This window comes from Pseudogracilibacillus auburnensis (assembly GCF_003201975.1).
Classification (GTDB): domain Bacteria; phylum Bacillota; class Bacilli; order Bacillales; family Amphibacillaceae; genus Pseudogracilibacillus; species Pseudogracilibacillus auburnensis.
On the sequence record NZ_QJJQ01000005.1, the window covers coordinates 204946 to 230811 of the forward strand.

General features: G+C 36.2%; 24 protein-coding genes. 3 read left to right on the forward strand and 21 right to left on the reverse strand.

Features of this window, described 5'->3' with window-relative positions; all coding sequences use genetic code 11:
- Positions 1-76: 76 nt before the first annotated feature.
- From DFR56_RS09125 to motA, 7 genes are all read right to left on the reverse strand, one after another.
- The gene (locus tag DFR56_RS09125; RefSeq protein WP_110395124.1) at positions 77-976 is read right to left on the reverse strand and encodes a nucleoside hydrolase; all 900 of its coding nucleotides are present in this window, start codon (positions 974-976) and stop codon (positions 77-79) included.
- A 16-nt stretch (positions 977-992) separates the two neighbouring features.
- Positions 993-1643 carry a Crp/Fnr family transcriptional regulator gene (locus DFR56_RS09130; RefSeq protein ID WP_244916466.1) on the reverse strand — a complete coding sequence of 217 codons (651 nt, stop codon included), beginning with the start codon at positions 1641-1643 and terminating at the stop codon, positions 993-995.
- Positions 1644-1875: 232 nt separating this feature from the next.
- Complete coding sequence (locus DFR56_RS09135) at positions 1876-2559, reverse strand: YesL family protein (RefSeq protein ID WP_110395125.1); 684 nt, start codon at positions 2557-2559, stop codon at positions 1876-1878.
- Between the two features lie 737 nt (positions 2560-3296).
- Entirely contained in the window at positions 3297-4556 is a 1260-nt protein-coding gene (gene ltrA, locus DFR56_RS09145) for a group II intron reverse transcriptase/maturase (protein WP_110395126.1), read from the reverse strand.
- Positions 4557-5158: 602 nt separating this feature from the next.
- Positions 5159-5620, reverse strand: coding sequence for a chemotaxis protein CheX (locus DFR56_RS09155; protein ID WP_110395127.1), 462 nt, complete (start codon positions 5618-5620; stop codon positions 5159-5161).
- Between the two features lie 200 nt (positions 5621-5820).
- The gene (locus tag DFR56_RS09160; RefSeq protein WP_110395128.1) at positions 5821-6645 is read right to left on the reverse strand and encodes a flagellar motor protein MotB; all 825 of its coding nucleotides are present in this window, start codon (positions 6643-6645) and stop codon (positions 5821-5823) included.
- A complete protein-coding gene (motA, locus tag DFR56_RS09165) occupies positions 6623-7438 on the reverse strand; it encodes a flagellar motor stator protein MotA (RefSeq protein ID WP_110395129.1) in 816 nt (271 codons plus the stop codon). Before motA ends, DFR56_RS09160 begins: the two co-directional genes overlap by 23 nt.
- A gap of 199 nt (positions 7439-7637) precedes the next feature.
- Between motA and DFR56_RS09170 the strand changes: the two genes are divergently transcribed.
- Both DFR56_RS09170 and DFR56_RS09175 read left to right on the forward strand, forming a co-directional pair.
- Positions 7638-8876 carry an MFS transporter gene (locus DFR56_RS09170; RefSeq protein ID WP_110395130.1) on the forward strand — a complete coding sequence of 413 codons (1239 nt, stop codon included), beginning with the start codon at positions 7638-7640 and terminating at the stop codon, positions 8874-8876.
- A 597-nt stretch (positions 8877-9473) separates the two neighbouring features.
- A complete protein-coding gene (locus DFR56_RS09175) occupies positions 9474-10535 on the forward strand; it encodes an NAD(P)/FAD-dependent oxidoreductase (protein WP_110395131.1) in 1062 nt (353 codons plus the stop codon).
- A gap of 180 nt (positions 10536-10715) precedes the next feature.
- Here the strand turns inward: DFR56_RS09175 and DFR56_RS09180 are convergent, their stop codons facing one another.
- The 6 genes from DFR56_RS09180 to DFR56_RS09205 all read right to left on the reverse strand — a co-directional run bounded on the left by DFR56_RS09180 (position 10716) and on the right by DFR56_RS09205 (position 18218).
- Complete coding sequence (locus DFR56_RS09180) at positions 10716-11432, reverse strand: sulfite exporter TauE/SafE family protein (protein ID WP_110395132.1); 717 nt, start codon at positions 11430-11432, stop codon at positions 10716-10718.
- Positions 11433-11709: 277 nt separating this feature from the next.
- The gene (locus DFR56_RS09185) at positions 11710-12399 is read right to left on the reverse strand and encodes an LrgB family protein (protein WP_110395133.1); all 690 of its coding nucleotides are present in this window, start codon (positions 12397-12399) and stop codon (positions 11710-11712) included.
- Positions 12392-12763 (reverse strand): CidA/LrgA family protein, encoded by a 372-nt coding sequence (locus tag DFR56_RS09190; protein WP_110395134.1) that lies wholly within the window; start codon positions 12761-12763, stop codon positions 12392-12394. Before DFR56_RS09190 ends, DFR56_RS09185 begins: the two co-directional genes overlap by 8 nt.
- A gap of 19 nt (positions 12764-12782) precedes the next feature.
- Entirely contained in the window at positions 12783-13409 is a 627-nt protein-coding gene (locus tag DFR56_RS09195; protein WP_110395135.1) for a class I SAM-dependent methyltransferase, read from the reverse strand.
- 854 nt (positions 13410-14263) lie between these two features.
- Positions 14264-16144 carry a molecular chaperone HtpG gene (gene htpG / locus DFR56_RS09200; protein ID WP_110395136.1) on the reverse strand — a complete coding sequence of 627 codons (1881 nt, stop codon included), beginning with the start codon at positions 16142-16144 and terminating at the stop codon, positions 14264-14266.
- Between the two features lie 103 nt (positions 16145-16247).
- Positions 16248-18218 (reverse strand): potassium channel family protein, encoded by a 1971-nt coding sequence (locus tag DFR56_RS09205; protein ID WP_110395137.1) that lies wholly within the window; start codon positions 18216-18218, stop codon positions 16248-16250.
- 121 nt (positions 18219-18339) lie between these two features.
- On the opposite strand from DFR56_RS09205, the gene DFR56_RS09210 reads away from it, so the two are divergent.
- A complete protein-coding gene (locus DFR56_RS09210; protein ID WP_110395138.1) occupies positions 18340-18801 on the forward strand; it encodes an Hsp20/alpha crystallin family protein in 462 nt (153 codons plus the stop codon).
- 270 nt (positions 18802-19071) lie between these two features.
- On the opposite strand, the gene DFR56_RS09215 is transcribed toward DFR56_RS09210, so the two are convergent.
- The 8 genes from DFR56_RS09215 to DFR56_RS09250 are packed head-to-tail and all read right to left on the reverse strand — an operon-like array spanning position 19072 to position 25846.
- Positions 19072-20274, reverse strand: a complete 1203-nt coding sequence (locus DFR56_RS09215) for a 3-oxoadipyl-CoA thiolase (protein WP_110395139.1) — start codon at positions 20272-20274, stop codon at positions 19072-19074.
- Positions 20271-20924, reverse strand: coding sequence for a 3-oxoacid CoA-transferase subunit B (locus DFR56_RS09220; protein WP_110395140.1), 654 nt, complete (start codon positions 20922-20924; stop codon positions 20271-20273). The genes DFR56_RS09215 and DFR56_RS09220 overlap by 4 nt, the downstream gene beginning before the upstream one ends.
- Entirely contained in the window at positions 20887-21609 is a 723-nt protein-coding gene (locus DFR56_RS09225) for a CoA transferase subunit A (RefSeq protein WP_110395141.1), read from the reverse strand. The genes DFR56_RS09220 and DFR56_RS09225 overlap by 38 nt, the downstream gene beginning before the upstream one ends.
- Positions 21609-22451 carry an alpha/beta fold hydrolase gene (locus tag DFR56_RS09230; RefSeq protein WP_110395142.1) on the reverse strand — a complete coding sequence of 281 codons (843 nt, stop codon included), beginning with the start codon at positions 22449-22451 and terminating at the stop codon, positions 21609-21611. The genes DFR56_RS09225 and DFR56_RS09230 overlap by 1 nt, the downstream gene beginning before the upstream one ends.
- Before the next feature lie 22 nt (positions 22452-22473).
- A complete protein-coding gene (locus DFR56_RS09235; RefSeq protein WP_110395143.1) occupies positions 22474-22941 on the reverse strand; it encodes a DUF3237 domain-containing protein in 468 nt (155 codons plus the stop codon).
- On the reverse strand, positions 22938-24077 hold the full coding sequence (locus tag DFR56_RS09240) for a muconate/chloromuconate family cycloisomerase (protein ID WP_110395144.1): 1140 nt from the start codon (positions 24075-24077) through the stop codon (positions 22938-22940). Before DFR56_RS09240 ends, DFR56_RS09235 begins: the two co-directional genes overlap by 4 nt.
- 22 nt (positions 24078-24099) lie before the next feature.
- Positions 24100-25371, reverse strand: coding sequence for a TRAP transporter large permease (locus DFR56_RS09245; protein ID WP_110395145.1), 1272 nt, complete (start codon positions 25369-25371; stop codon positions 24100-24102).
- Entirely contained in the window at positions 25352-25846 is a 495-nt protein-coding gene (locus DFR56_RS09250) for a TRAP transporter small permease (protein ID WP_110395146.1), read from the reverse strand. The genes DFR56_RS09245 and DFR56_RS09250 overlap by 20 nt, the downstream gene beginning before the upstream one ends.
- Between the last annotated feature and the right edge of the window lie 20 nt (positions 25847-25866).

Genomic DNA, 25866 nt, shown 5'->3' on the forward strand with positions numbered 1-25866 from the left:
GGGTAATTCCAATTATTTGTATATTTTTTGGAAAATTCCGTCAATTATTGCTGTATATTATTTTATAACTTTGATTTCAACTACTAAAAACACGTTCATTTAGTATTTTTAAAAACTTCTGTCGGTCAATTTCTAAGCTTACTGCAACATTTCCCGTTTTAGATGGTGTACCAATCGTATAAGCAAATTTACTTCGTCCCTCGTTTTCGATTGTAATCTCCATTTGCTTTGTTTTTACTATCGACCGATCCAAGAGCAGACTCACTGTAATCGGATCCGAAAGATAAGCATAATCTCGCTTTAAATAGTTCATATGTGTTTCCATCATCATGGATAATAGATTGGCAAGTGGTGTATTACAAGTAACCATTTTTTCTATTTCTAACCGAGAAATGAATACTTGTCTTGTTACATCAAGCCCAACCATCGTTATTGGTGCTCCACTTCTGAACACAATGGAAGCGGCTTCTGGATCACACTTAATGTTATGTTCAATTGGTTCTAAATTTAAACGATTTACTCCTAGTCTAGTAACACCAGCCATCATAATTATTTCCTTTACATTTTCCGCAATTTTCGGTTCGATAATAAGTGCAGTAGCAATATTTGTTAGCGGTCCGATCGTGACAAGGGTAATTTCTCCGGGATTATTCATGATCATGTCAATGATAAATTGCACAGCATGTTTATCCTTTTTATGTATATAATCTCCTAGTTGTAAACCTTCCCCCTCAAACCCTGCCCAAAAAACTTCCCGCTCACGAAGTAAAGGTTGTTCAATCCCCTGATAAATGGGGATATTTTCCTTCCCTGCCAAACGTAGTACTTGATTTGTAATTGCTGCTCGTATTTTAACGTTGCCGTAGACGGTTGTTATCCCCTTTATTGAAATCTCAGGAGACCTCGCTGCTAATGCAATTGCAATCGCATCATCAGCATTCGTGCCTATATCTGTATCTATAATAATAGTAGGCAATTGTTTATCACCCCATCTACATATGCTCTAAAAATTGTTCATCTCGAATAACAAGTTTCTTTCTTTCATACAAAATTTTACCTTCTGCTTTCCATTTTCCTAACAATTCTGTAACCGTCTGTCTACTGCAACCAATAATATTGGAAATCTCCTCATGAGTAAGCATCAAATCGACAAATAAATGACCATTTTCATCGGGAACACTAATTTGCTCTAGAAACCAGGCAAGTCTTCCTGCTACAGATTTAGAAGATAATAATTCGACAGTACTTTGTTGGTGGAGCAAACGATCTGTCATTAAGTAAAGAACAGCATTATTTATCTCTAAATCTTCTTTCATCTTTTTTTGAATAATTTCAGCATCCAACACCCAAATTTCACATTTTTGCAAACATTGTGCATAACATGGATGGTTACGTTGTAAAATAAGTTCAGCAAAGCCAAAAGCATCACCATTTTTACGAACGAAAAATGTAACATTTTGCCCTTTTTCCGTTAACTGACAAACCTTTAACAGTCCTTTCTCAATTAAATAACTAGCAACAGGAGTATCACCTTTCATATACACGAATGAACCAGTTGAAAACCTCTGCAAGTTTCCGTATTTATAAAATAATTCTTTTATTGACTCACTACTTTCTTTCTGAACAGTTGAATTCGTAACCACCAAATATCCTCCTAAATTGAGCTCATTTGCGAAACGAGAACTTTATCTTGATACAAAAATTATTCAAATTAAGTATATTCTTTTTGCGAGCCATGCCTCTGTCGTCTAGCCGACAAATATCAGCTGACTTCGTAAAAAATCCGTTAAGAAATTGTAAATGGATTGTAAACTAATTTGACCCATATTAGATTAGCAATCATTCAAAGTCGAATCACTACGCCTTCATTTTTCTCTAATCCGACGGACTTATTACTTTTGTATAGAAAAGATAAAACATATAAAAAGATAGCAACGTTATTAACGACCCAGTACATAATAACAATAAAAAGTGAAACCAATAAATACTTAAATACAGGATGATCATGCTACCAACGGTTATTATTAACATAAGGAGAGGACTTGAAATTGTAATAAGGGAGGCATTTTTCAATGTTGTAAAGAATGTATTTTCAACATGAACAACTACCGAAAAGAAATTCACTGTAAAGGCAAATAAAAGGACACTAACAATCATAAATAAAACGATAAGTATATTACTTTCGCCTAAAAATAATAAAATATCAATAATTAAAACGACCCAAAAAATACTTAACACAAACCCACCAAGTAAACTTTTTCGATAGTTACTTTTATAATGGATCCAAAATCGGCTGAAAATGCTTTTTGCAAGTCGCTTCTTTAATACGTAATCTCTCACTGAAGCAAACATCGCGGTGGTTGATGGAAAAAATATAAAAGGAAGACAGATAAAAACAGGAAAAACAAACGTAAATATATCTTCTATTTTTTCGATAAATAAGATATTAACCAAAACAAATATGAGTGGAAGATTAAATAAAATCCAAATTACATTTATAACAATTAATTTCATAATCCAGTCAGTTACGATATATATTTTATTCGTAGTAGTTGGCATTTTTTGTCTCCTCGAAATTGATATGAATCGATTAATGAATCCTTACCAAACGTAATATCATGACAAGTTTCAAAGCGTTTAAAGTTGCTTTCTCTTACCTAGAAAACTTGGCTTATCTTTAAGCTATCATGGCAATAAGTCTTTGTTGCACTCTTTCAGGGAAAGAAAGTTTCAGCTATATACTTATAAATTTATGATCATGCTCCTCCTTTGTGCTAATTTAGGGTCTTTTTCATCTTGTATCATACCAAGGGAACTTTTTTAAGGCAAACTCTTATTTTCCTTAAGATAGATCTCCGTAACACACCAATTTTTCTATTTTTGCAAATACGAAGAAAAGCATGCCAAATTTTTGCCTGGGTAATGGCATCTAGCATCGTACTCATTTCATTAGCAATGATGTATTTAGTTGCTCACTTCATTCATAAGATTTCGCAAGATCACCAATAAAATTTAACTACTCAGAATCAATCGTCAATAGTGAACTATGAGTCAGAAAAATTTGTGCATGAGTACCCCAACCTAATTTGGGATCAAACATTACCTACAGCTAGCGACCAAAAACAACACAAACATTAGTACCAATACAATATTTTTTCTCAGCTCTGATTATCGTTATACAACCTTTAGTGCATAAAGCGAAAATATGTGACGGACAGCAATCGAGTAGAAGGGAGTAATTAACTCCCGTCCTCTCACACCACCAGCACGTACCGTTCGGTATGCGGCGGTTTCATTTAAGTCCAACGCATTGTTTGATATCGATTTAGAAGACTTTTCAAGCCTAAACTCTGCCAGTATTTATTGCCAAGGGTTCTATGGAGAATAGGGCTGTTAGAGATTCTCCAGTAAGCCTTTCGGCTATTTGCCCATTCCCATGCTTTCCACTTATTTATACCTAGCTTCGTCAGGTTTGTGTGTTTTGTTTTCGTTTTCTTCCATTCTTTCCACCGTATCATTCGTAATCTCCGTCTTATCCATCTATCCATATCTCCAAATATCGTTGGCGTATCGGCTAGTTGATAATATCCTAACCATCCCACTAAGTATCGGTTCAGTCGTTCAATTCGACGTTCCATATCTATGGATTTCTTTCTTGACGTAAGTTCTCGAATTTTCTGTTTAAAACGTTTCACACTTTCTTTATGAATACGTATCTTCGATGACGCTTTTTCCGATGTAAACGAAAATCCAAGGAACTTTCGCTTCCACGGACGGTCTACTGCACTCTTCTGTTCATTCACTTTAAGTTTTAGTTTTCCCTCAATAAATTTCGTGATATTTTCCATCGTTCTTAAGCCCGCTCGTTTGGAGCGTACATATATGTTACAGTCATCCGCATAGCGAACGAAACTAAGCCCCCTTGTTTCTAACTCTTTATCGAGTTCATCCAACACAATATTGGATAAGAGCGGACTAAGTGGCTCACCTTGTGGTGTTCCTTCTGTATTTGGCTGGACGAGTCCTTGTTCCATCACACCTGCTTGTAAGTATCTGCGAATGAGTTGTAAGACCCTTCGGTCTTCGATTCTTTCACTCAACTTTTGCATAAGCCTGTCATGGTTCACTTTATCGAAGAACTTTTCTAAATCAATATCTACAACCCAGCGTTTTCCTTCTTTGATGTAATCTCTTGCTTGTCTAACGGCATCATGTCCACGTTTGTTCGGACGAAAACCGTAACTTTGATGTGAAAATGTCGGGTCATACATTTGTGTTAGAACTTGTGCAATAGCTTGCTGAAGAAAACGGTCTATCACGGTGGGTATACCTAGTTTCCTAACTCCACCGTTTGGCTTCGGGATTTCGACGCGACGTACTGGGCTTGGGATATAAGTACCCGCAAGGATTTCTCCTTTTAAAGTATGCCAATGGTCAACGAAATGCGCTCGTAGGGATTCTACTGGCATTTGGTCGACTCCATGGCTTCCTTTATTCTTTTCTACTCGCTCTATGGCAAGCAATAAGTTTTCCCGTGATAGAATGCTTTCTAACATGATATCTGACTCCTACGTGAATTATCTTTCTTCTTGTGTCGCAAGGACCTTCCGCCCTTCTATCCGACCCCGTCGGAATTCACCGATTCCTTCGGATAGGAAGGATTACTGTTTCTGCTTCATCAAGTTTTGCGTACGTAAAGCGATAATTCTCCTTAATATGATTCAGCCCTTCCCAATTGTTCTAGATACAGCTGGTACTATGGCTTCTGCTGACTTCTGATAATTCAGCGAACATTCACATGTTCGGTTATGCAGTGTGCTGCACAAACTTATCAGACCTCCGAGGGTAAGCACATACTCTTCCACTCCATGTCCCTACTTCATTTACTCTGTGCATCCTTTGGCAGTAAGAACTTTGGTTTGTTTAGCAACCTTATTCAAATGCACCTAGCCTTATATGAAGTTCGTGTTCCTTAGGGCGGAGATTTGCCGCTGACTTCCTTCAGATTCCACCTCACGATGGACACCCTTGTCTTAAGCTAACCGTTACTACTGCCTTCACGGTTCAGGACTTTAACCTTATAGAATATGTGCATGCCTCGCACACAAAAAAAACGATTCTGTATTGTTTTTACAGAATCGTTTTTGGATGGTACCTTTTAGTCTAACAATAAGTAAATATCTAAATTTCCTACACGATCAAAAGTAGTAGTTAGTTGAATGGCTATTTCATGACCAGAAATTTTTGCTTCTCCTTCAATAATGGTAGGCGAAGTAATATCAATACTTACACCACTATTTACAATATTAGTCGATAAATTTCCAGCAATCATATTACCCAATTCACCGCTAAAAGATACAAGCATATCATCATTAATTTGAGCACCAAACATGATCTCTCCAATGGAACCGAATATACTTTGCTCACCTACTAAGACAAGTTTTCCTTTAATATCCCCAGTAATTCCTATAAAAACACCAAAATGTACAAGTAAAAGTTCATTTAATAGTTTTGGCTTCGATAATTGATGTTGAATCGGGACGACTTGTTTTAATGCACTATTTGTTCCATTTAATAAAACCGTTATAGATTTATTTCTATCCGCTACTTGAATTGTCATGTTGGTCACCTTTCTAAGCAGTTAGTTAAAAATAACCACTCACAAGGAGCAGTATTTTTACTTTCAGTAGAGTAATTCACTCATTTTAACTATTTAAGTATTATTAATATAGACCTTAATACCCTAATGAATTGTTTATATAGTTATTTTATCCTATAAAATGAAAGATGACAACTGTAATTTTACTTTTCTTTCCCTTTTTATTGTCCCTCATTTTGATCAATCTCATCTTCAATATCATAATTTGGCTGAATCAATACTTCAACCCGACGATTTAATGCTCTATTAGCTTTACTTGTATTTGGAACGACAGGACGAAATTCACCATATCCTCTTGCACTAAACCATTTTGGATTAAGTTCAGAGTCCTCTAAGAGTAAATACATAAACTCAATCGCCCGCATCGAACTTAATTCCCAGTTAGATGCAAATTCAGCGGTGTGTATTGGTCGGTCATCTGCGTGTCCACTAACAACAATTTCATGGGGAGGATCTGTATTTAAAAAGGATGCGATTTCTTTAGCAACTTCTACTCCACGTTTTTTTACCTTCGAACTGCCGGAATCAAATGTTATATCAGTTCTGACTGTAATGAGTAACCCTTCTGATGTTAATTTTGTACCTAATGTATCTGTTAAACTATTTAACGCAATATATTCTTCCATATTTTCTTGCATGGACCGTAATTGTTCAAACTCCATTGCCCGAAGCAAGGCCATATCCTCTTCCTCTGCTTCCGCTTCATCATCAGCAGAGGTATCACTATTTTCTTCTCCTTCCGCTTCAATTAAATCAACCGGTTCTTCCTCTGGTACAATACTTACAGCGTCGTCTACTATGCCTGCACCACTTGAAAATTCTGTTTTAAAAATATAGGCTAATTTCTCAAATTTTTTCACATCAATTTCACTCATCGCAAACAAAACGATGAACAAGGCGAGTAGTAATGTAAGCATATCTGCATAAGGAAGTAACCAAGATTCATCCATGTTCTCTTCTTTTTTATTTTGTTTCCTCCGCGACATTTCCTCCCTCCTGTTCCTCACTCTTTCTTTCCATCTTTTCAATATCTTTAGAGGATAAATAAGAGCTTAACTTATCTTTAATTACTGCTGGGGATTCACCGGCAGTAATCGACAAAATTCCTTCCACCATTATTTCTTTCATTTTCACTTCTTGCTTTGACTTTTCTTTTAATTTATTAGCAAATGGATGCCATAATACATATCCAGTAAAAATACCAAGTAATGTTGCAATAAAAGCAGCAGAAATTGCGGCCCCTAACACTTCCATATTATCCATACTCCCTAAAGCTGCTATTAAACCAACGACAGCCCCGAGTACTCCAAGCGTAGGTGCATAGGTACCAGCTTGAGAAAATACTTTAGCACCTTCCTCATGCCTTGATTCCATCGCTGCAACTTTTTCCATTAATACATCTCGAATGAAATCTGGATTTTGTCCATCAACTGCCATTTGAAGACCTGAATTTAAAAATGGGTCATCCACTTCTGCCATCTGACCTTCTAAAGAAAGTAATCCTTCTCTTCTAGTTTGCTCTGCCCATTCAGTAAATTGATCAATCAGTTCCTTTACGTCAACTTGATCTTTCTCTGTGAAAATTATTTTAAATAAATAAGGTACATTTTTAATAACGCGGGATGGAAAAGCAATTAAAACAGATGCTATTGTTCCAAAAATTATAATTAAAAAGGCTGCTGGATTCAGTAGTGACTCTACTGTAATACCTTTTAAAAACATGCCTAATCCAATTGCTGCAAATCCGATGATGATACCAATTATCGATGTTTTATCCATTTTAAACTCCTCCTAAATAACCCTTGAACAAATCAATGTATCATTTTTATTTAATTTTTCATGTTATACTTACTACTATATACATCGGTTCGTAGTCACAAAGTATCAAGTCATATTCATGAATTTAAATGATAAGATACAAAAATTTAAAGTAATCATACGGAATGTAATCTGACTTTATCTTGAAAGAAGGGTAATCATGAGCACAACAGCTAAGTCGAAACAAACATCATTCATTGGGAAAGCAGAAAATCAAACTATTTATCCCATTTTATTTATCATCGGAATATGTCATTTACTAAATGATTCTCTTCAAGCGGTCATTCCAGCAATGTTTCCCATTTTGGAAAGTTCACTTGGTTTAACATTTACACAACTTGGTTTGATCGCTTTTACTTTAAATATGGTATCTTCCGTCATGCAGCCTGTTATTGGAATGTATACGGATAAGCGTCCGATGCCATTTGCATTACCAATTGGATTAACGAGTAGTATGCTCGGCATGTTGGGTCTTGCATTCGCCCCAAATTTTGAAATGATTTTAGTAAGTGTATTTTTTATTGGGATCGGTTCTGCGACATTCCATCCCGAAGGTTCACGTGTTGCCTATTTGGCTGCGGGTCCAAGACGTGGGTTAGCGCAAAGTATTTTTCAAGTTGGTGGAAATACTGGTTCCGCATTAGCACCTTTAATCACCGCACTTGTACTCGTTCCTCTTGGCCAATTTGGAGCAGTTTGGTTCACGTTTGTCGCAGGATTAGCGGTATTATTTTTGATTTATATTGCCAAATGGTATACAAAACAAATGATTTCATTTACAAAAAATCGAGCAAAGACAAGTACGGTTCGCAAGCAATTAGTGCCTAAACAAGCTATACGCAATGCACTTATTGTTCTTATTTTCCTCGTATTTGCACGTTCCTGGTATCAAAGCGCCATCTCAAATTTTTATGCTTTTTATGCAATCGATGTTTATGGCATAACGATTGCAAAGGCACAAATTTTTATTTTTACGTTTTTATTGCTGGGAGCGGTTGGGACGTTTTTTGGTGGACCTTTAGCAGATCGTTTTGGTAAAAGAAATGTTATATTATTATCCCTTTTAGGTTCAGCACCACTTGCTGTTTTACTTCCATTTGTGAATAATGTTTTGGCGATTATTCTGTTATGTTTAATCGGTCTATTTCTTATGTCTAGTTTCTCTGTCACAGTTGTATATGCCCAAGAATTAGTTCCAGGTAAAATTGGCACAATGTCGGGGTTAATTGTCGGGTTAGCATTTGGAATGGGTGCAATTGGTTCTGTTGCACTCGGTTCTCTTATTGACTGGATCGGACTATCCCAAACGATGATCTTCGTTTCTTTCCTTCCGCTCCTTGGATTGTTAACCTTTTTACTACCGACTGATGAAAAAGTTGCCAAATGGTATGCTTCATAATTTTTAGTGGGGATGTTTTTGAGGAAAACCTTTTCCATACTCTTAAACTTCAGCGCATAAACTGAATTTGAGTCTCTAACACTTTTAACACCTATTATTCATTGAGGATACTTAATGAGGGACTGCTGAATAAAGTATAAATTCAAGTCATGGCAATGGTTTGGACATGACTATATTGAGTAGATGTGCAAGGTTTTTGAAAATGATGGAAAAACCTTTGCATAGAAAAACTACCATCTTTTAAAAAACATAGGAAACAAAGTAGCTGAAGACTTAAAACGACATAAGTTTGTTCAGGTGATTTGACGTTTATTCAGCTATTTCGGGCTCTTGATCAGCTGAAACCGTCATTTATTCAGGTACTTTGATGCTTTCCTCGGTTACACTGGAGTTCAGTACAGGTAACTCTAATGATTAGCAGATTGATGAACATGTTTGCGGAATAATTTAATTTACCTTCTAATGATAGAGTTTGTTTTGCCTTAAAAAGCAGGGACATTATTTTTAGTCGTTTTCTAGTCTTTTTTCCACAATTTTGGTAATCTAATGATAGAACATGAATTTACATTTCGACACAAGCATTGTGGAGGTCATTATATGAAAAAGTTAGTCATTTTAGGCGGAGGATACGGGGGAATCAAAGTATTAACTGGTCTTTTAGGGCTTGCCTTACCAGAGGACTTACAAATCACCGTTGTTGATAAAAACCCGTACCATTCTTATAAAACAGAGTTTCATACAATCGTTGCCGGAACAGCGGCAGAAGTAGATGTAAGAACTGCCTTTCCTTTACACGATCAAGTACATTATGAGTTTGGAGAAATTCGAAATATTAATCTTGAAAGTCAAGAAGTCTATTTCCGAGATAAAAGTACTGTCGTTCCTTACGATTATTTGGTCATTGCGTTAGGATGTGAGGATACGTATCACGGCATTGAAGGGGCGGAACAATATACGGAAAGTGTACAAAGCTTTTCTAAAGCGAGGCACACAGGACTTGCAGTTGGAAACTTAAAGGCTTATGGGAAAGTGTCAGTTGTTGGCGCAGGACTAAGTGGAATTGAGGTCGCTTCAGAAATTAGGGAAAGTCGTCCTGATTTAAATATTCGCTTACTTGATCGGGGTGCTTCGGTTTTAAAAGCATTTGACCCAAAAGTTCAAGCCCACGTTGCCGACTGGTTTGTAAAGAATGATGTGGAAGTGCTCCATCATTCTAGTGTGGAATATGTCGAAAAAGATGGAGTTTGTAATAATGGAGTCTGTTATGTAAATGATGTAACAATTTGGACAGCAGGAGTCCAACCTCATCGAATCGTTAGGGAATTACCGTTTCAAAAAGACAAATATAATAAAGTTGCTGTAAATAAGTTTTTCCAAGTACCAAATTATGAAAACATTTATGTTATCGGTGATAATGCATCATCTGTCCACTCACCAAGTGGTCAGTTAGCAGGACAACAAGGTGAACAAGTCGCCATCATTTTAGATGATATTTTAGAGGGGAAAGAACCAAAAGAGCCTAGGGAAATAAGGCTCCGGGGAACGCTAGGATCTCTCGGAAAGTCAGATGGCTTTGGTAGCATGTTCCAAAAGTCACTCACAGGTTTATTACCTAGACTTACAAAATCAGGTGTACTCTGGTTACAAAAACGACACTAAAAGATAAAAATACCGAGACTTTATGGTTAAGTAGTTCGGTTTTGAAGAATAAAATGTGAAAATACAAGTAAAAATGAGTATCAAATTTGATGCTCATTTTTTATTGATTTTTAGTATGATCTATTTAACAACCTTTATTCGACAATCGAATAGATTATAAAGTACAAGTCTGTGAGCAATTTAGAAAGAAGTTACAAGTAAATATACCCCAGTAAACATCAAAATTATATACGTGATCACGCGAAATGCTTTTTGACTAATCCATTTAAAAAATAACTGTCCTAACATAATTCCTGCAAACAAAGGGGGTATAGCTATAAGAGAAAAAATCCACGTCTCTTTGCTCGTACCTCCAAACGATATTTGCATAACTAAACTAGCAAAGTAAACAAAGAGATAATAGGCCAACGTTGTACTTCGAAGTGTGGTTTTATCTATTCCGGCTCCAGAAAAATATAATAATAGGGGTGGACCTGGCACACCAATACTTGTCGTTAGTAATCCTGATATTCCCCCAGTTAGAAAGTCCTTGTTTTGCGTTCGATTTATCGTTAACTTCAAAATAAGTAGTATTGTTAAAATAAGAATAAGTGCACCAACAGTCATTTTTAATAACTGAATATCTAAAAATAGATAAATAAAAATACCAAAAATCAGACCCATAATACTGCCTTTAACTAATCTAATTAACAAAGACTTGTCTACTTCTTTTCTAATTTTAAAAATCATAAAAGCCGAAAGACAAATAGAGAGTATAATATTAACTTGAATTGCCATGTGAGCAGGATAAATCAATAATAAAAAGGGAGTACCGATAATAGAAAAGCCATAACCAGTACTTGTTTGTAACAATGATGCTACCAATACAATTATAATAAGCACAATTACATCTTCCATCGTACGATTTCACCTACTTCAAACATCAAGGTTAGCTTTTTTCCGCATCTTATATGTTGCAACATAAATTCAAGGTCTTTTAGGAAATCTAGAGGATCATCACTAATCATACAAACCGCCTTTTAAGTTAGCCCCCAAATTATCATACAATCCCCGCATTTTGAACAATATAGGAAAAGGTTAAAGAAGTTCATTGCAGAGTGTAAGATATCGTATTGCATGCTGAAACTGAACTACTTTACTTAATGATGTCTGTTTTTTTATGTTTCTAATGCGTTCACATAAAAAGTGCCACGACAAATGGTGTAATAATGGAAACAAAAATGGCACTTACGATCATTGCTATCGTACTAATGGAGCCTTCAAGCTGGCCATTTTCCAAAGCTTTTGCCGTTCCAATCGCATGTGAGGCTGCCCCTAAGCCAACACCGCGACCAACTGGGTGTTTGATTCGGAACAGGCTAAACAAATATTTACTTATCATCGCCCCTGATATTCCAGCAATCATGACAAACACAGCAGCCAAAGGAGCAACACCACCTAGCGAATTACTAATATCCATTGCAACTGGAGTAGTTACTGACTTAGGTGTCAAGGAAAAAACAAGGGTATCTTCAAAACCAATCACCTTTCCTAAATACACCCCTGATACTACACCGATGATCGCTCCAACAAATGTCCCCGTTAAGATTGGAAGAGCAAGCTTTTTCAATATTTCCCTATTTTGATAGAGTGGGTAAGCAAGCGCCACGACCGCAGGACCAAGGAAAGCATTGATCCATTCGCCACCAATCATGTACGTTTCATAAGGAATATGAAACAGGATTAGAAATATAATGATAAGCAATGTAGCAACAGCAACAGGTAATAGTAGTGGTGAATAGACTCGTTTATATAACCACTTTGCTATTATATAAGCTAATATTGTTCCAATGACCACAAAAATAACGATAAATAGATCATTCATTGTTTAAATCCTTTCTTTTGGCGAATGATTCACTAATAAGCCCTGAGGCAACCATCACAACAAATGTACTAACCATCGTAATGATAACTAAAAAGATACCTTTGCCCGCAAATAAATGGTAATAATTCAATAAGCCAACCGTCGCAGGAATAAAAAATAATACTAAATGATTCATCATAAATCTAGCGCCTGATTCAATCCATTGCGCTCGAAGTATCCCTGTTGATAGTAATATAAACATGAATACAAGACCAATAACGCTTCCAGGGATAAATAGACTAAAAGCTTGTTGGATCCATGTTCCGATGAAATACATACAAAACAAAAGGCCAATTTGGATGATGACTTTACCAATTTTCAACATTATTCCCACCGTACTTTCCTTATGATGGTGATGTTTCTTGCTCTTCGATCGATGCACGGTAAATCACAAATTTCCCATACTTCCCATGATCACCTGGAACTCTTATTTTATTGATCATTTCAAAAGGAGTTTGCATCTGAAGAAATTCTTTAAATTCTGGAAGTGGATAGTAAAGAATCAGCTCAACCGTACGTTTATTTTCCTTGATTGACTTTAATATATTCATAATGACCCGTTTAAAAATTTTAATGGAAAATGGATTAAAAAAGTAAAAACAATTATCTTCTTCCTTTACTTCATATTGTTCCGCAAGTGCATACTCGAGTAAGATCGGTGCTTTTATATGCTGTCTTTTTTTACGATATGTTTGCTTGTTTTCTAGTGCTTCTGCAAATGTTTTGTCATGAGCCTCTACACCTGTAACCGGTATTTTAAAGTGATGGTGAATATAAAATGTAACCCTTCCCTTTCCACAACCAAAATCTACTACACGGTCATTTTTATGAAACTTATACTGCTGAAACAATTTTTTCAGTGCACCATATGGTGTCGCTTCATATCGATTATAGGCACTTACTTTATTGCCCCAATCCCTTAATCCAACCGTTTTAATTTGTAATTGACGATCAAATTTTCTTTCTGCCAATGTTGCCTGCTCCATTTCTGTTTTATGTTCTAATATTATTGATAAAGTACTGAACCAACACATACCTTATTAGCCTTTAACGGCGGGATGCTAAAGTTACACGCCAGTCAAGAAAGTTCGATACTCTCTTATCTGTCAAAAAAGGCCCCGCCGCTATTGCGAAAGAGCCTCTTCATACATTATTAATCTATCATATTATGAAAAAGATTTCATGGAATAGGTAGTTTATTGATGTTGATGAAAGGTAACGGGTGGGCGACAATAACAATTATTATATTAGAATAATCGGGCAAAAAGTAGCCTGGTCTTTTCTATCCACCAAATGTCTACTACCACTGTGATTAACTCTAATGACATGATAGGTGATCCAGCGCGAATGAGATTTATTCGGCGCGATGGCGAGATGATTCAGCGCGGATGAGATTTATTCGGCGCGATGACGAGGTGATCCAGCGCGAATGAATTTTATTCGGCGCGATGGCGAAGTGATTCAGCGCGAATAGGATTGATTCGGCGTGACGAAGAGGTGATTCAGCGCGGATGAGATTTATTCGGCGCAACGAAGAGTTAATTGAAAATAGTATGCTTAAACTGTTCCGTCTTAAGGCATTACAACACTTTCGTACCAATCCTGCACCAACCAAGTATTTCTTTTTCATCTTGTATAGCAATAATAATTCAATGTAATACTACAATGAGTAACTCACTGTCTTATCTTTTTAGAAAACTTAGTTTATACCATAGCTCCTCAATGACGTAAACCCTAGTGCGCTTATGCGAGTCAAGGAAAGGTTTTATACTTTCTTTCTTACTGACAAAAAAGACCCTGGTAAATATCTCTACCAGGGATCTTCTTAAACCATTACTTTACAAATATCGTTCGTAAACTCGACCGGATCACCGATCGGTAAACCTTCAATTAAAATTGCTTGGTTGTACAACAAATTCGTATACAGTGCTAGTTTTTCCTCGTCTTTGTCAAACGCATCTTTTAATGCATTGAAGACGTCATGATTTACGTTTATTTCAAGCACTTTATCTGCTTTAACACCTTGTCCGTCTGGCATTTGCTGCATGACCTTTTCCATCTCGATGGAGACTTCTCCTTCTGTAGAAAAGCAAACAGGATGGGAGCGCAGGCGTTTTGACGCTTTTACTTCTTTCACTTTATCTGATAATATTTCTTTCATTTTATCAAAAAGCTCTTTGTTATCGGACGCCTCTTTCTCCGCTTCTTTTTTCTCTTCTTCCGATTCAAGACCTAAATCGCCACTTGAAACGTTTTTAAATTCTTTTTCTTTGTAGTTCATTAACATACGAATAGCAAATTCATCGACATCTTCCGTGAAGTATAGGATTTCATATCCTTTATCTGCCACGATTTCTGTTTGTGGTAATTTTGCAATCCGCTCATTCGACTCGCCCGTTGCATAATAAATATACTTTTGTTCCTCAGGCATACGAGACACATATTCATCTAAACTGACTAACTTTTCTTCCGTTGATGAGTAGAACATGAGTAAATCTTGCAAGACGTTTTTATGTTGACCAAAATCACTATAGACACCATATTTCAATTGACGTCCAAACACGTCGTAAAATTGTACATATTTATCACGGTCATTTTTCAGTAAGTTTTGTAGCTCTGTTTTAATTTTTCGTGTAATATTTTTCTCAATCATCTTCAGCTGTCGATCATGTTGCAACATTTCCCGAGAAATATTTAACGATAAGTCTTCCGAATCGACCATTCCTTTTACAAAGCTAAAGTAGTCAGGTAAAAGATCCGCACATTTATTCATAATGAGTACACCATTTGAGTACAGCTCTAACCCTTTTTCGTACTCTTTGGAATAATAATCAAATGGCATCGTCGCAGGGATGTATAAAATAGCATGGTAACGGATTGTCCCGTCAACACTCGTATGAATATGTTTTAATGGCTTATCAAACCCGTAATGTTTTTCTTGATAAAAATTCTCATAGTCTTCATCTGTTAGTTCACTTTTGTTTTTTCTCCAAATTGGTACCATACTATTGATCGTTTCTTCTTCCACATAATCAACATACTCTTCTTCATTGTCTTCTTTTGGCTTACTTTTCGTCACATCCATTTTGATCGGGTAACGAATAAAGTCAGAATACTTCTTAATAATTTCTTGTAAGCGGAACTCTTCTAAAAAATCGCTATATGTTTCTTCTTCTGTATCTTCTTTGATTTTTAACGTGATTTCTGTCCCGATATCTGCCTTTTCTGTCGGTTGAATCGTATAGCCTTCTGCTCCTTCAGATTCCCATTTATACGCTTCTTCACTTCCGAATGCTTTACTAAGAACCGTCACTGTATCGGCAACCATAAAAGCGGCATAAAAACCAACACCGAATTGGCCAATAATATCAAAATCCTCTTCCATTTCTGTTTCTGATTTAAACGCAAGGGAGCCACTTCTTGCAATCGTACCAAGGTTCTCTTCTAATTCTTCCTTTGTCATTCCGATTCCAGAATCTGAAATAGATAATGTTCGATTTTCTTTATCAGCAGACACCTTTATATAGTAATCGTCTCGGTTAAAAGATAAAGCATCGTCTGTTAATGTTTTATAGTAAATCTTGTCGATGGCATCACTCGAATTGGAAATCAATTCACGTAAAAAAACTTCCTTCTGCGAATAAATGGAATTAATCATTAAATCGAGTAGCCGTTTTGATTCTGCTTGAAACTGTTTCTTTTCCATCTTATAGTTCCTCCCATTGGTAAGTCTCTATCCATCTTTATTTTAAAATGAATAAAAGAAATTTCAACTGAAATGATCGTTTTGCACTAAAATAAAACAGTTTTCAATTGTACATTTTTACTTCCCTTCTCATATTTCCTGTATCTTCTCTTTTCACAATGTCGTATCCGAGTACATTCCAAACATCGAATAATTCATACACAACATCGCGATGATATTGCTTCACATATGCTAATTCCGGTTCATTTAGCCTTTCATAGGGAACTAAAGCGCTGTGCAATTTTCGGCTTTCATCTTTTATGCTAGTTGAATCTGAGCATTCTAACATATCCCAACCCATTAAAAGGTAAAAAGTGTACCATCTGTTATGTTCGGTTTTTGCAAGTTGTTCGATTTCCGGTTGAACGATTGCATTGTACTCTTGCTTAGATAATACAGTTTTATCATGCTCTTTTTTTGGTACTACATCTAATGATAAGAGCATTAACTTAGTTCGTGCATGATCTAATTTATTGTAGTTAGATTGACGATGAATTTGCGAAAGATTTTCCCAAGTTGGCACATGTTCATTTCCTGCCTTTAGCAGATTATTCTTATACAAATTATGCTCCAATTTAGCCGTAATCGTTAGTTTTTCATGAATAAAATAGGCTTCATTTAATACTTCAGCAAATGTTCCAGTACTATATAATAAATGCGAATCGCTGGCTTCCCCTTGAATCCATTTTTCAATAATACCATGTTTATTAAAGTTCATAAAAACAGGGATGTGGGGATAACGTTTAGAGAGTTCGATCCCTTCCATGACATCAAGATAGTCATCATGTAAACATAAATAAATATGGGTAAAAGGTTCATAACGGTCTTCTACAAACTGTACTAAGGATTGGGAGTTAATGTCAAATTCCAGAAATTCTAACTCCGCTACTTGGTCACTTTTAGGATAATTACGATACCAGGAGCGTTTCACACGCTCGATACATTTGTCCAAAATCGTTATTCTTATTTTCTTATTGGTAAAAAAATGTGCTCTTTTTATCGCTTGTAAAGCAATGCTGTGACCCATATGACCAAAACCAACAATTAACAAGTGAAGCGCTTTTCCCTCTTTATCTCTTACTTGGCTTTCATAATGTAAGTACATAGGGTAATGATCAAATAATTTTGCCACCAACAAATAATACACATTAACGCTTTGTATAGAAAAAGGAAAATGTTCACCTTTCCAGCTCATTTCTGCTTCGATTCTGTCTATTAGCCTATTTGATTCAAAATTAATTAAGTGAACTAATACGGTTAAATTAGAGTTACTGATAAAATGGGTTCGACAGTATTCTTTTAGAGCAATTAATTCATCTAGATTTTCCGTATCTTTTGTTTGGAATAATATAACATAGACTGCTTTTTCAATTGCGCATTTTTGATAAACCCTGTTATCCCCTTTACTTCCTTTCACAAGAACAATTTTCATATTTTCTAAGTATTCTTCGTCCTCAATTGAAATATTATCAACGATTAATATAACACGTTTCTTTTTTTCCTTGAGATCTTTCATTAACATTTTACTATTTTCATTGAATCCGATGATGACATAATGTTTGCCAACTAGTTGATAAAACAGTAAAATAATCGACATTTCTAACATTCGATACATCGCGATAAATACAGTCGAAATAGTGTATAATGCAGCCGACCAACGGGCTATCTCAACTATTAACGGAAACCTAATAACTCCAGACCCAACTGGATTAAAAACATCTTCTGTCGTTAATAAAAATAATTGGAGGGTAAAATATAGGGCATTTAAAAGCGAATGATCTTGTATCGAGTAATGATAAAAACTATACACTCCTGTAATTAGTGCCAAAGTAAATAAAAATATATGTACGGCATATCTTCTTGTAAAAAGGAGAACAACAGGAAAGAAAACTTGAAAGACAACTAATATAATAAGTATTGTTGTATCAACTGCTTCATTGTTATATATCCACCAACCGACAAATAGTGCGACTATGAAAGAAGCAACATAGTATTGCACGATAATCTTTTTATTTTTTAAAAATCGATGGACCATTGCTTCAACCTCTTTTTCCAATTATTACAACTATTTTAGCATACATCATTCATATACGTATGTTTAATAAGCAAAAATAGCGGCAAAATACTGATGAATACTATAAAAAGGAGAATGTATCATGCACTCAATGAAACCATGGAACCCTAATGAGCATCCAATCCACCGTTTTAGAAATGAAATGGATGGGATGTTTTCGCGACTTTTAAATGATTCATTTTTACCAAGTACGTCTTTTTGGAACGAAGCATCATCCTTTACTCCTAAATGCAATATTGAGGAGAAGAAAGGGCATTATTTAGTGGAAGTAGAGATTCCAGGAGTTGATCCGAAAGATATTGCTATAGAGTTAGACGGTAATATGTTAACGATTAAAGGGGAGCGTAAGCGAGAAACAAAAACCGAAAAGGAAGAGAATAAAATGCATGTTGTTGAACAAAGCTATGGTTCATTTTATCGTTCTTTCACGTTACCGAATAATACCAATCCCGCTAATATAAAAGCGGAAAATAAACATGGTGTCTTGTTCATTGAAATTCCAAAACAGAAAGAACAAGAACCACGTCGAATTGATATACATTAATGAAACTGAGTGTGGCAATAACGAAACGTTCCAGAATGATTATAGGGTAGAAAGCTTAGAATATTACTTTTACAGCAGTTAAATTTTATCCATCGTTGAAATAAACTGTGTAGTATCGAAGTAGCGTCGGAGTTTATAGACAATTGGCAACACGTTTTTAATAACAGATAAATAAAAAATCCGAACTGATCTAAATATTTATTGAAGAAATTTGAATCATCGTTCGGATTTTTTTTTTAAGACTGAAACCTTATGTCACAGCCTTTTGTTTTATTCTATGTTTTCAATTGCTACTGAAATTCCTTGACCAACACCAATACACATTGTTGCTAATCCACATCTAACCCCTCGTTTTTTCATTTCGTGAACAAGAGTGGTTAAAATTCTTGCGCCACTTGCACCTAATGGATGCCCTAAAGCAATTGCACCACCATTGACATTTACTTTGTCGATATTTAATCCTAATTGATCAATACATGCGATTGATTGTGAAGCAAAAGCCTCATTTAACTCGATAAGATCAAAATCTTCTATTGAGAGTCCAGTTCTCAACAGAAGTTTTTGAGTGGAATAAATTGGACCAAGACCCATCACAGCAGGTTCTACACCGGCCGCAGCAGAAGAAATGAATTTCGCTAAAGGCTTTACACCGAGTTCTTTCGCACGTTTAGCACTCATTAGTAAAACAGCAGATGCACCGTCATTTACTCCAGAAGCATTCCCAGCCGTTACTGTACCTCCCGAAAATAATGGCCTTAAATTACTTAATTTATCCAATGTTGTTCCTGGGCGCGGATGTTCATCTTGATCCATAACGATTTCATTTCCTTTTCGGTCTTGTATATGAACTGGAACAATTTCTTCTTGAAAACGATTCGTTTCCATCGCCATTCGCGCTTTTTCTTGACTAAGGACTGCAAACTCATCTTGACTTTGGCGAGAAATATTCAAACGGTCAGCCACATTTTCTGCTGTTTCCGGCATGGAATCTGTACCATACATCTCATGTAACTTCGGATTGATAAAACGCCACCCAATTGTCGTATCAAACATTTCCATGTTCCCACGTGGAAATGCAGCATCAGGTTTTTTCATTACGAAGGGGGCTCGAGTCATGCTTTCTGTTCCACCTGCAATAATAATTTCTTCTTCCCCTGCTAGTATGGAACGTGCCCCCATACTGATTGCATCAAGGCCTGACCCGCAGAGACGGTTAATTGTTGTGCCGCTAACAGACTCAGGTAAGCCGGCAAGCAATAGCGACATGCGTGCCACATTGCGATTCTCTTCACCTGCACCGTTCGCATTCCCGAAAATAACATCATCAATTTGATCAGCTGGAACTGTAGCATTTCGCTCCATTAACGCTTTAATAACGATTGCACCCAAATCATCTGGACGAACATCTTTTAAGGCTCCACGATAACGTCCAATTGGAGTTCGAACAGCATCGACTATCACAACCTCATTCATCGATTTTTCTCCTTTCGTAATAAAACTTCGCTAACTCTATATGTGGCTGTTGTATTCTTCTCTACTTCTTCTAAAGTTGCTTCCCCCATCAGTTCGACCAGTTCATAACCATGATCCTTCCATTTAAAAACGGCCAAATCTGTAACAATGATATCGGCTTTTCGCGTGGAAGTGATCGGAAACGTACATGTATCGACAAACTTTGGTGAACCATCCTTAGACACATGTCCCATCGTTATTATAATTTGATTAGCACCTGTAAGTAAGTCCATTGCACCGCCGACACCGATGATGCCCTTTCCAGGAACAGCCCAATTTGCAACAGTTCCTTTTTCATCGACTTGAAGAGCACCTAATATCGCTACATCAACATGGCCCCCACGTATCATTGCAAATGAATCAGCACTATGAAAATAAGATGCTCCAACCGCTTCACCGACTGGAAGTTTTCCTGCATTTACAAGTAGTGGGTCAACATCTGCCTCCTCAACTGAGGTGACACCTAAAAGACCATTTTCAGTATGCAAATAGTAATTTTCTTCATCTAAATAATTAGCAACAAGCGTTGGAATCCCTATCCCTAAATTAATAATGGACTGAGAAGTAAGCTCTTCAGCTGTGCGCTTTGCAATCATTTCTTTTATTTTCACGCTCCACTACCCCTTCCTTTGTAAGAATGAGTCCACTTTTCACAATTGCATCTACATATAAATGGGGAGTAACAATTTCCTCTGCTGACAGTTCTCCTACCTCGACAATTTCATCTACTTCTGCAATCACATATTTTGCGGCAGTTGCCATGTTTGGATTAAAATTTCGGGCTGTTTTATAGTAAACAAGATTACCTTTTGTATCAGCTTTTTGCGCACGAACGAGTGCAACATCCGCTTTTAATGCCTTTTCAAGTAAATATGTTTCCCCATCAATTGCTTTTGTTTCTTTCCCTTTGGCAAGTTCTGTCCCGACAGCAGTTTTCGTATAAAATCCGCCTAGTCCTGCCCCACCAGCACGAATTGCTTCAGATAAAGTACCTTGGGGTAATAATTCAATCTCTAATTTTCCTTCATTATAGTATTGAACCGCTTCTCGATTACTCGTAAAATATGAACCAATTGCTTTTTTAATTTTCCCTTGTCTTAATAATAGTCCGAGACCTTCCCCAGCTTCTCCAACATTATTGCTAATAATCGTTAATTCTGAGGCATCATGTTTTGTTAAAGCATCAATTAATGTGAGTGGACTTCCTATTAGACCAAAACCACCAACCATCAAAACATCACCAGTTTGAATACGTTCCATTACTTTTCGACTATCAATTTCTTTTGTAATGCCCATTATTTCACCCCTTGTTTTACTAAGAACTCTTCTATTTGCTGCACAATCGCAGGCTGTTTATTAAAAACAAGTTCATAATGGTTTACATCTGTATACTTTGTTTCGATTTTTTGGATCGATTCTCTCGTTTTTGTGTAACCTGCTCCTTGAAATAACGGGGCTTTATCACCAATTTTACCAGTGGCAATAAATAACAAAGTAGTAGCCTTAATTTTAGAACATGTTTCTTCTTGTTTAAATGTATAAAATGTTTCAAAGTCCTGCCTAATAAAAGATGATTCCGATTTATGTCTCCATCCACTATCAATCTTCTTCATATCGTATTTTACAATTTCTTCTATTGTTTCATTCCAATTTACTCGTAAATTTGTATACAAACCTTTCACTTCATGCACATACTCTTGTACAGATGGAAAGACTTTTTTCAGGCGATTTAATGATGGTAAAACGAGCTGCCTAGTCATATCATCCGCTTCACCCGCACCATCAAGTAAAATTAACGCTTCTACATCTGATAAACGACTTGCCACGATCGCACTTATATAAGCTCCCATGGAATAACCCATTAAAATCGGCCGTTTTATTCCAAGCTCTTCAATAAGTTCAATCAAATCGTCTGCATGTGTATAAATAGAAGTATCTTTAGAAGTTTGATCGCTATTCCCTCGACCACGTACATCATAACTAATAAAGCGATATTTCCCGGTAAATGCTTTTTGATAATGATAAAACTGTTTATGATTACCCGTTAATCCATGTACAGCAATGATCGTCCCTAATTCCCCAGGTGTATCATAAACAAGAAAAGTGCGACCTTTTTTTACTGTAATATATTGTTCCACTTGTTTTTCTTACCTCCCTATATTATTCGACCGTATATATGGAATAATTAACTCCTTGAGGAAGTCGAATTCCTTTTGAAACAAATATTCTTTTGTTTAACCAATCGTATTTTTCTGATGAAGTTTCAAAGATCGGTGCCGTTCTAAAATAATATTCTGCTGGATCCACTTCTTCCCCTTGGTCTAAACGTGTTAACACCTCTCTAGTTCCTGTACGTATCCCTCGATAAGTCATTAAAATAAGTGCATCATCATCTGTTTTTAAAAGAATACGTACGTCTTGAATAATAGTTCCATCTTCACGAACAGTGATCCAATCATCACCACCTGGAATAACATCTGCATTTAATTTCTCACCACGGAGCTTACCACCTGTCACTCGAATGATTCTTCTATTACCAATTGGAGTTTTCCCTGGTAAATGAGCGCCTTCGACTGTTAATTCCATATCACATAAAAATGATAGTTCCGGAGCAGCTAAATGTCTCATACAATCACTTCTCCTTGTTCTTTCCGACGGTATTTAGCAACTTTCTCTTCATCTAATTCCACACCAAGACCTGGTTTATTAGGCACATGGATAAATCCATCTTTAAAATATAGCGGTTCTTTTACCGGATCATCAGCTAGCCATGTTGGCCCGAATAATTCACTGCCGTAATCTAAATTTGGAACAGAAGCAAGGGCATGCAAACAAGCTGCTGTTCCAATTGAACTTTCAAGTGACGTGCCTCCAAAACATGAAATGCCTGCCGCTTCTGCAATACCAGCAATTTTTATTGTATTTTTCATCCCACCGGATTTATGGATTTTTAACGAAAAAATATTTGCCGCTTTTTCTTTCGCGAGTAAAAAGGCATCTTGAACGGTCGCTAGACTTTCATCAGCCATCACAGGGACTTTTTTCATATCAACGAGCATTGCCGCTCCTTCGATATCACGAGGAGATAGCGGTTGTTCTAAAAAGTCGATTCCAGCTTCAAAGAATTGATCCATCCATTTTATTGTTGTAATCCGATCCCAAGAACCATTTGGATCAATTCCAATTGTTGATACTCCTTTCATTCCTTCTGCAATTTGAAGATTTCGTTTCGCATCCTCTTCTGGGATTTCTTTTCCTGATTTCGTTTTAAAATTCACATATTCATTTGACGAAACGTACTTTTTTGCTTCTTGAACATCACCATCGACCGTACCAGAAGCTAATGCCCAACGGACGGGAATCTTATCTTGATATAAACTTCCAAGTAGTTGGTGAACAGGTACATTGTACAATTTTCCTAGGGCATCAAATAATGCCATTTCAACTGTCGCTTTTGCAAAAGGGTTTACACGTATTTGACGATCCACTGTTTTAAGCAACTTTTCTATATAGCTTGGGTCTTCATTTAGAAGGAGCGGAATAACATACTTATCTATGACAAGCTTCATTGTTTCGACACTTTCCCCATTCCACCAAATCCCTGGAGTCGTACCTTCTCCAATACCGACAATGCCATTACTTAACTCAATACGAATAAAGACAAAACTTTTAGACGAAACTTTTTCTGTTGAAAACTGATGCGGACGTTTAATTGGTATGTCTAGTAGCTCTGTATGAATCTTTTTAATTGTTACATTACTCATTTCTATTCCTCCTCATAAATGTTTATTTCATATATTCTGTTAACCATAGGGATATGGATGGGAATACAATAATAACCACCAAAGCCAGAACTAGTAATAGAATAAATGGAATAACACCACGAACTACCTCACCTAGCTTTTCCTTCGTAATACCAGACACGACGAATAGGTTAAGACCCACTGGCGGAGTAATCATCCCGATTTCTAAATTAATTGTCATCACAATGGCAAAATGAAATGGATCAATGCCAAAGTAATAAACCATTGGTAATAAAATTGGTAAAGTAATCAAAATGATGGAAACCGATTCTAGAAATACACCTAACACCAAAAATAGAACACCTGTTAAAGCGAAGAATGCCCACTTATTAAGATTGATACTTTCTAGCCAATTTCCAACCATTAAAGGTACTTGTTCATTGGTTAAAAATAAACCTAACAAACTAGCTCCACCAATGATCAGGAATATCATAGAAGTAACATTTATGGACTCCACAATAATGGTTCGCGCATCTTTAAAATGAAGCTCCTTATAGACAAAGGCAGAAACGATGATTCCATAAACAACAGCAATAATAGAAGATTCTGTCGGTGTAGCAATTCCTGTATAAATACTTCCCATAATAATGATGGGAAGTAAAATGCCCCATATAGCTTTAGCTGTATGCTTTTTTCGTTCTTCCCAACTAGCCTTCGTATCAGATTTATAATTATTTTTACGCGCATAAAAAATCGCGGAAGTTAATAAAACTCCTGTAAGAAAAATACCTGGAATTACTCCAGCGATAAATAATTTTCCAATCGATATCTCAGCAATAATCCCAAACATGATTAGGACGATACTAGGCGGGATTAACATACCTAATGTACCCGATGCAGCTACTATTCCCATTGCATAACGTTTATCATAGCCATTTTCGATCATAGCTGGAATCATTATGGCCCCAACTGCAGCCGCTGTAGCTGGACTAGATCCCGAAATAGCAGCAAAGATCATACATGTTAGCACAGTTACAATCGCTAAACCCCCGGGAAGATGTCCAATCCAAGCTTTTAAAGCATTGATTAAATATTTGGTAAGTCCTCCTCTTGCTAATATTACTCCTGCAAGTACAAATCCTGGAATAGCCATAAGTGGAAAACTTTCCATTGCAGTAAACATTTTTTGAGGTAACATCGATAAATTAAATCCACTCATGACCAACACGATACTGCTCGATACAGCTAAACTAATTCCAATTGGTATACGTAAAAACAGCAAGATGAAAAAAAGACTAAATAGAAGAATGATCATAGTTATCCACCTTCCTCACCGTTTGAATAAATCGCTCAATAAACCGAATGAGAAAAAGTGTTCCTGATATAGGAAGTATTACATAGATAATCCACATCGGTATACCAACTGTCAAAGAAACCATGCCAGTCTTATGAGTTGAACTAACTAAATTGAAACTATAATAAATAAAAAATATACAAAATAAAATACCTACTAAATTCGCAAATATATTCATTAATCGCTTTAACTTTGGTGATAACACATCATATAGTAAATCAATTGCAATATGATGATCGTTTCGTAAAGCTACTGAAAGCCCAAATAGAATTCCCCAAATAACGGAATACATGGAGATCTCTTCAACCCATGGTTTAGGATTATTAAATACATATCTCATCAATACTCCATAAAAAATTAATCCTAATCCACTAACAAAAAAGACCCCAGTGAGAATATCCTCTAAAAGAGTCCAATATTTATTTAGATTTTTCACCTTTTCCTTCTCCTCTCTAT

Excerpts from the sequence above, each read along its gene's own strand:
- DFR56_RS09210 (WP_110395138.1), top strand. The coding sequence starts at position 18,340 with ATGCACTCAATGAAACCATGGAACCCTAATGAGCATCCAATCCACCGT.
- DFR56_RS09190 (WP_110395134.1), bottom strand. The coding sequence starts at position 12,763 with ATGTTGAAAATTGGTAAAGTCATCATCCAAATTGGCCTTTTGTTTTGT.
- DFR56_RS09175 (WP_110395131.1), top strand. The coding sequence starts at position 9,474 with ATGAAAAAGTTAGTCATTTTAGGCGGAGGATACGGGGGAATCAAAGTA.
- ltrA (WP_110395126.1), bottom strand. The coding sequence starts at position 4,556 with ATGTTAGAAAGCATTCTATCACGGGAAAACTTATTGCTTGCCATAGAG.
- motA (WP_110395129.1), bottom strand. The coding sequence starts at position 7,438 with ATGGATAAAACATCGATAATTGGTATCATCATCGGATTTGCAGCAATT.
- htpG (WP_110395136.1), bottom strand. The coding sequence starts at position 16,144 with ATGGAAAAGAAACAGTTTCAAGCAGAATCAAAACGGCTACTCGATTTA.
- DFR56_RS09170 (WP_110395130.1), top strand. The coding sequence starts at position 7,638 with ATGAGCACAACAGCTAAGTCGAAACAAACATCATTCATTGGGAAAGCA.
- DFR56_RS09155 (WP_110395127.1), bottom strand. The coding sequence starts at position 5,620 with ATGACAATTCAAGTAGCGGATAGAAATAAATCTATAACGGTTTTATTA.
- DFR56_RS09160 (WP_110395128.1), bottom strand. The coding sequence starts at position 6,645 with ATGTCGCGGAGGAAACAAAATAAAAAAGAAGAGAACATGGATGAATCT.
- DFR56_RS09180 (WP_110395132.1), bottom strand. The coding sequence starts at position 11,432 with ATGGAAGATGTAATTGTGCTTATTATAATTGTATTGGTAGCATCATTG.
- DFR56_RS09245 (WP_110395145.1), bottom strand. The coding sequence starts at position 25,371 with ATGATCATTCTTCTATTTAGTCTTTTTTTCATCTTGCTGTTTTTACGT.
- DFR56_RS09135 (WP_110395125.1), bottom strand. The coding sequence starts at position 2,559 with ATGCCAACTACTACGAATAAAATATATATCGTAACTGACTGGATTATG.
- DFR56_RS09185 (WP_110395133.1), bottom strand. The coding sequence starts at position 12,399 with ATGAATGATCTATTTATCGTTATTTTTGTGGTCATTGGAACAATATTA.
- DFR56_RS09225 (WP_110395141.1), bottom strand. The coding sequence starts at position 21,609 with ATGGGCATTACAAAAGAAATTGATAGTCGAAAAGTAATGGAACGTATT.
- DFR56_RS09205 (WP_110395137.1), bottom strand. The coding sequence starts at position 18,218 with ATGGTCCATCGATTTTTAAAAAATAAAAAGATTATCGTGCAATACTAT.
- DFR56_RS09240 (WP_110395144.1), bottom strand. The coding sequence starts at position 24,077 with ATGAGTAATGTAACAATTAAAAAGATTCATACAGAGCTACTAGACATA.
- DFR56_RS09215 (WP_110395139.1), bottom strand. The coding sequence starts at position 20,274 with ATGAATGAGGTTGTGATAGTCGATGCTGTTCGAACTCCAATTGGACGT.
- DFR56_RS09235 (WP_110395143.1), bottom strand. The coding sequence starts at position 22,941 with ATGAGACATTTAGCTGCTCCGGAACTATCATTTTTATGTGATATGGAA.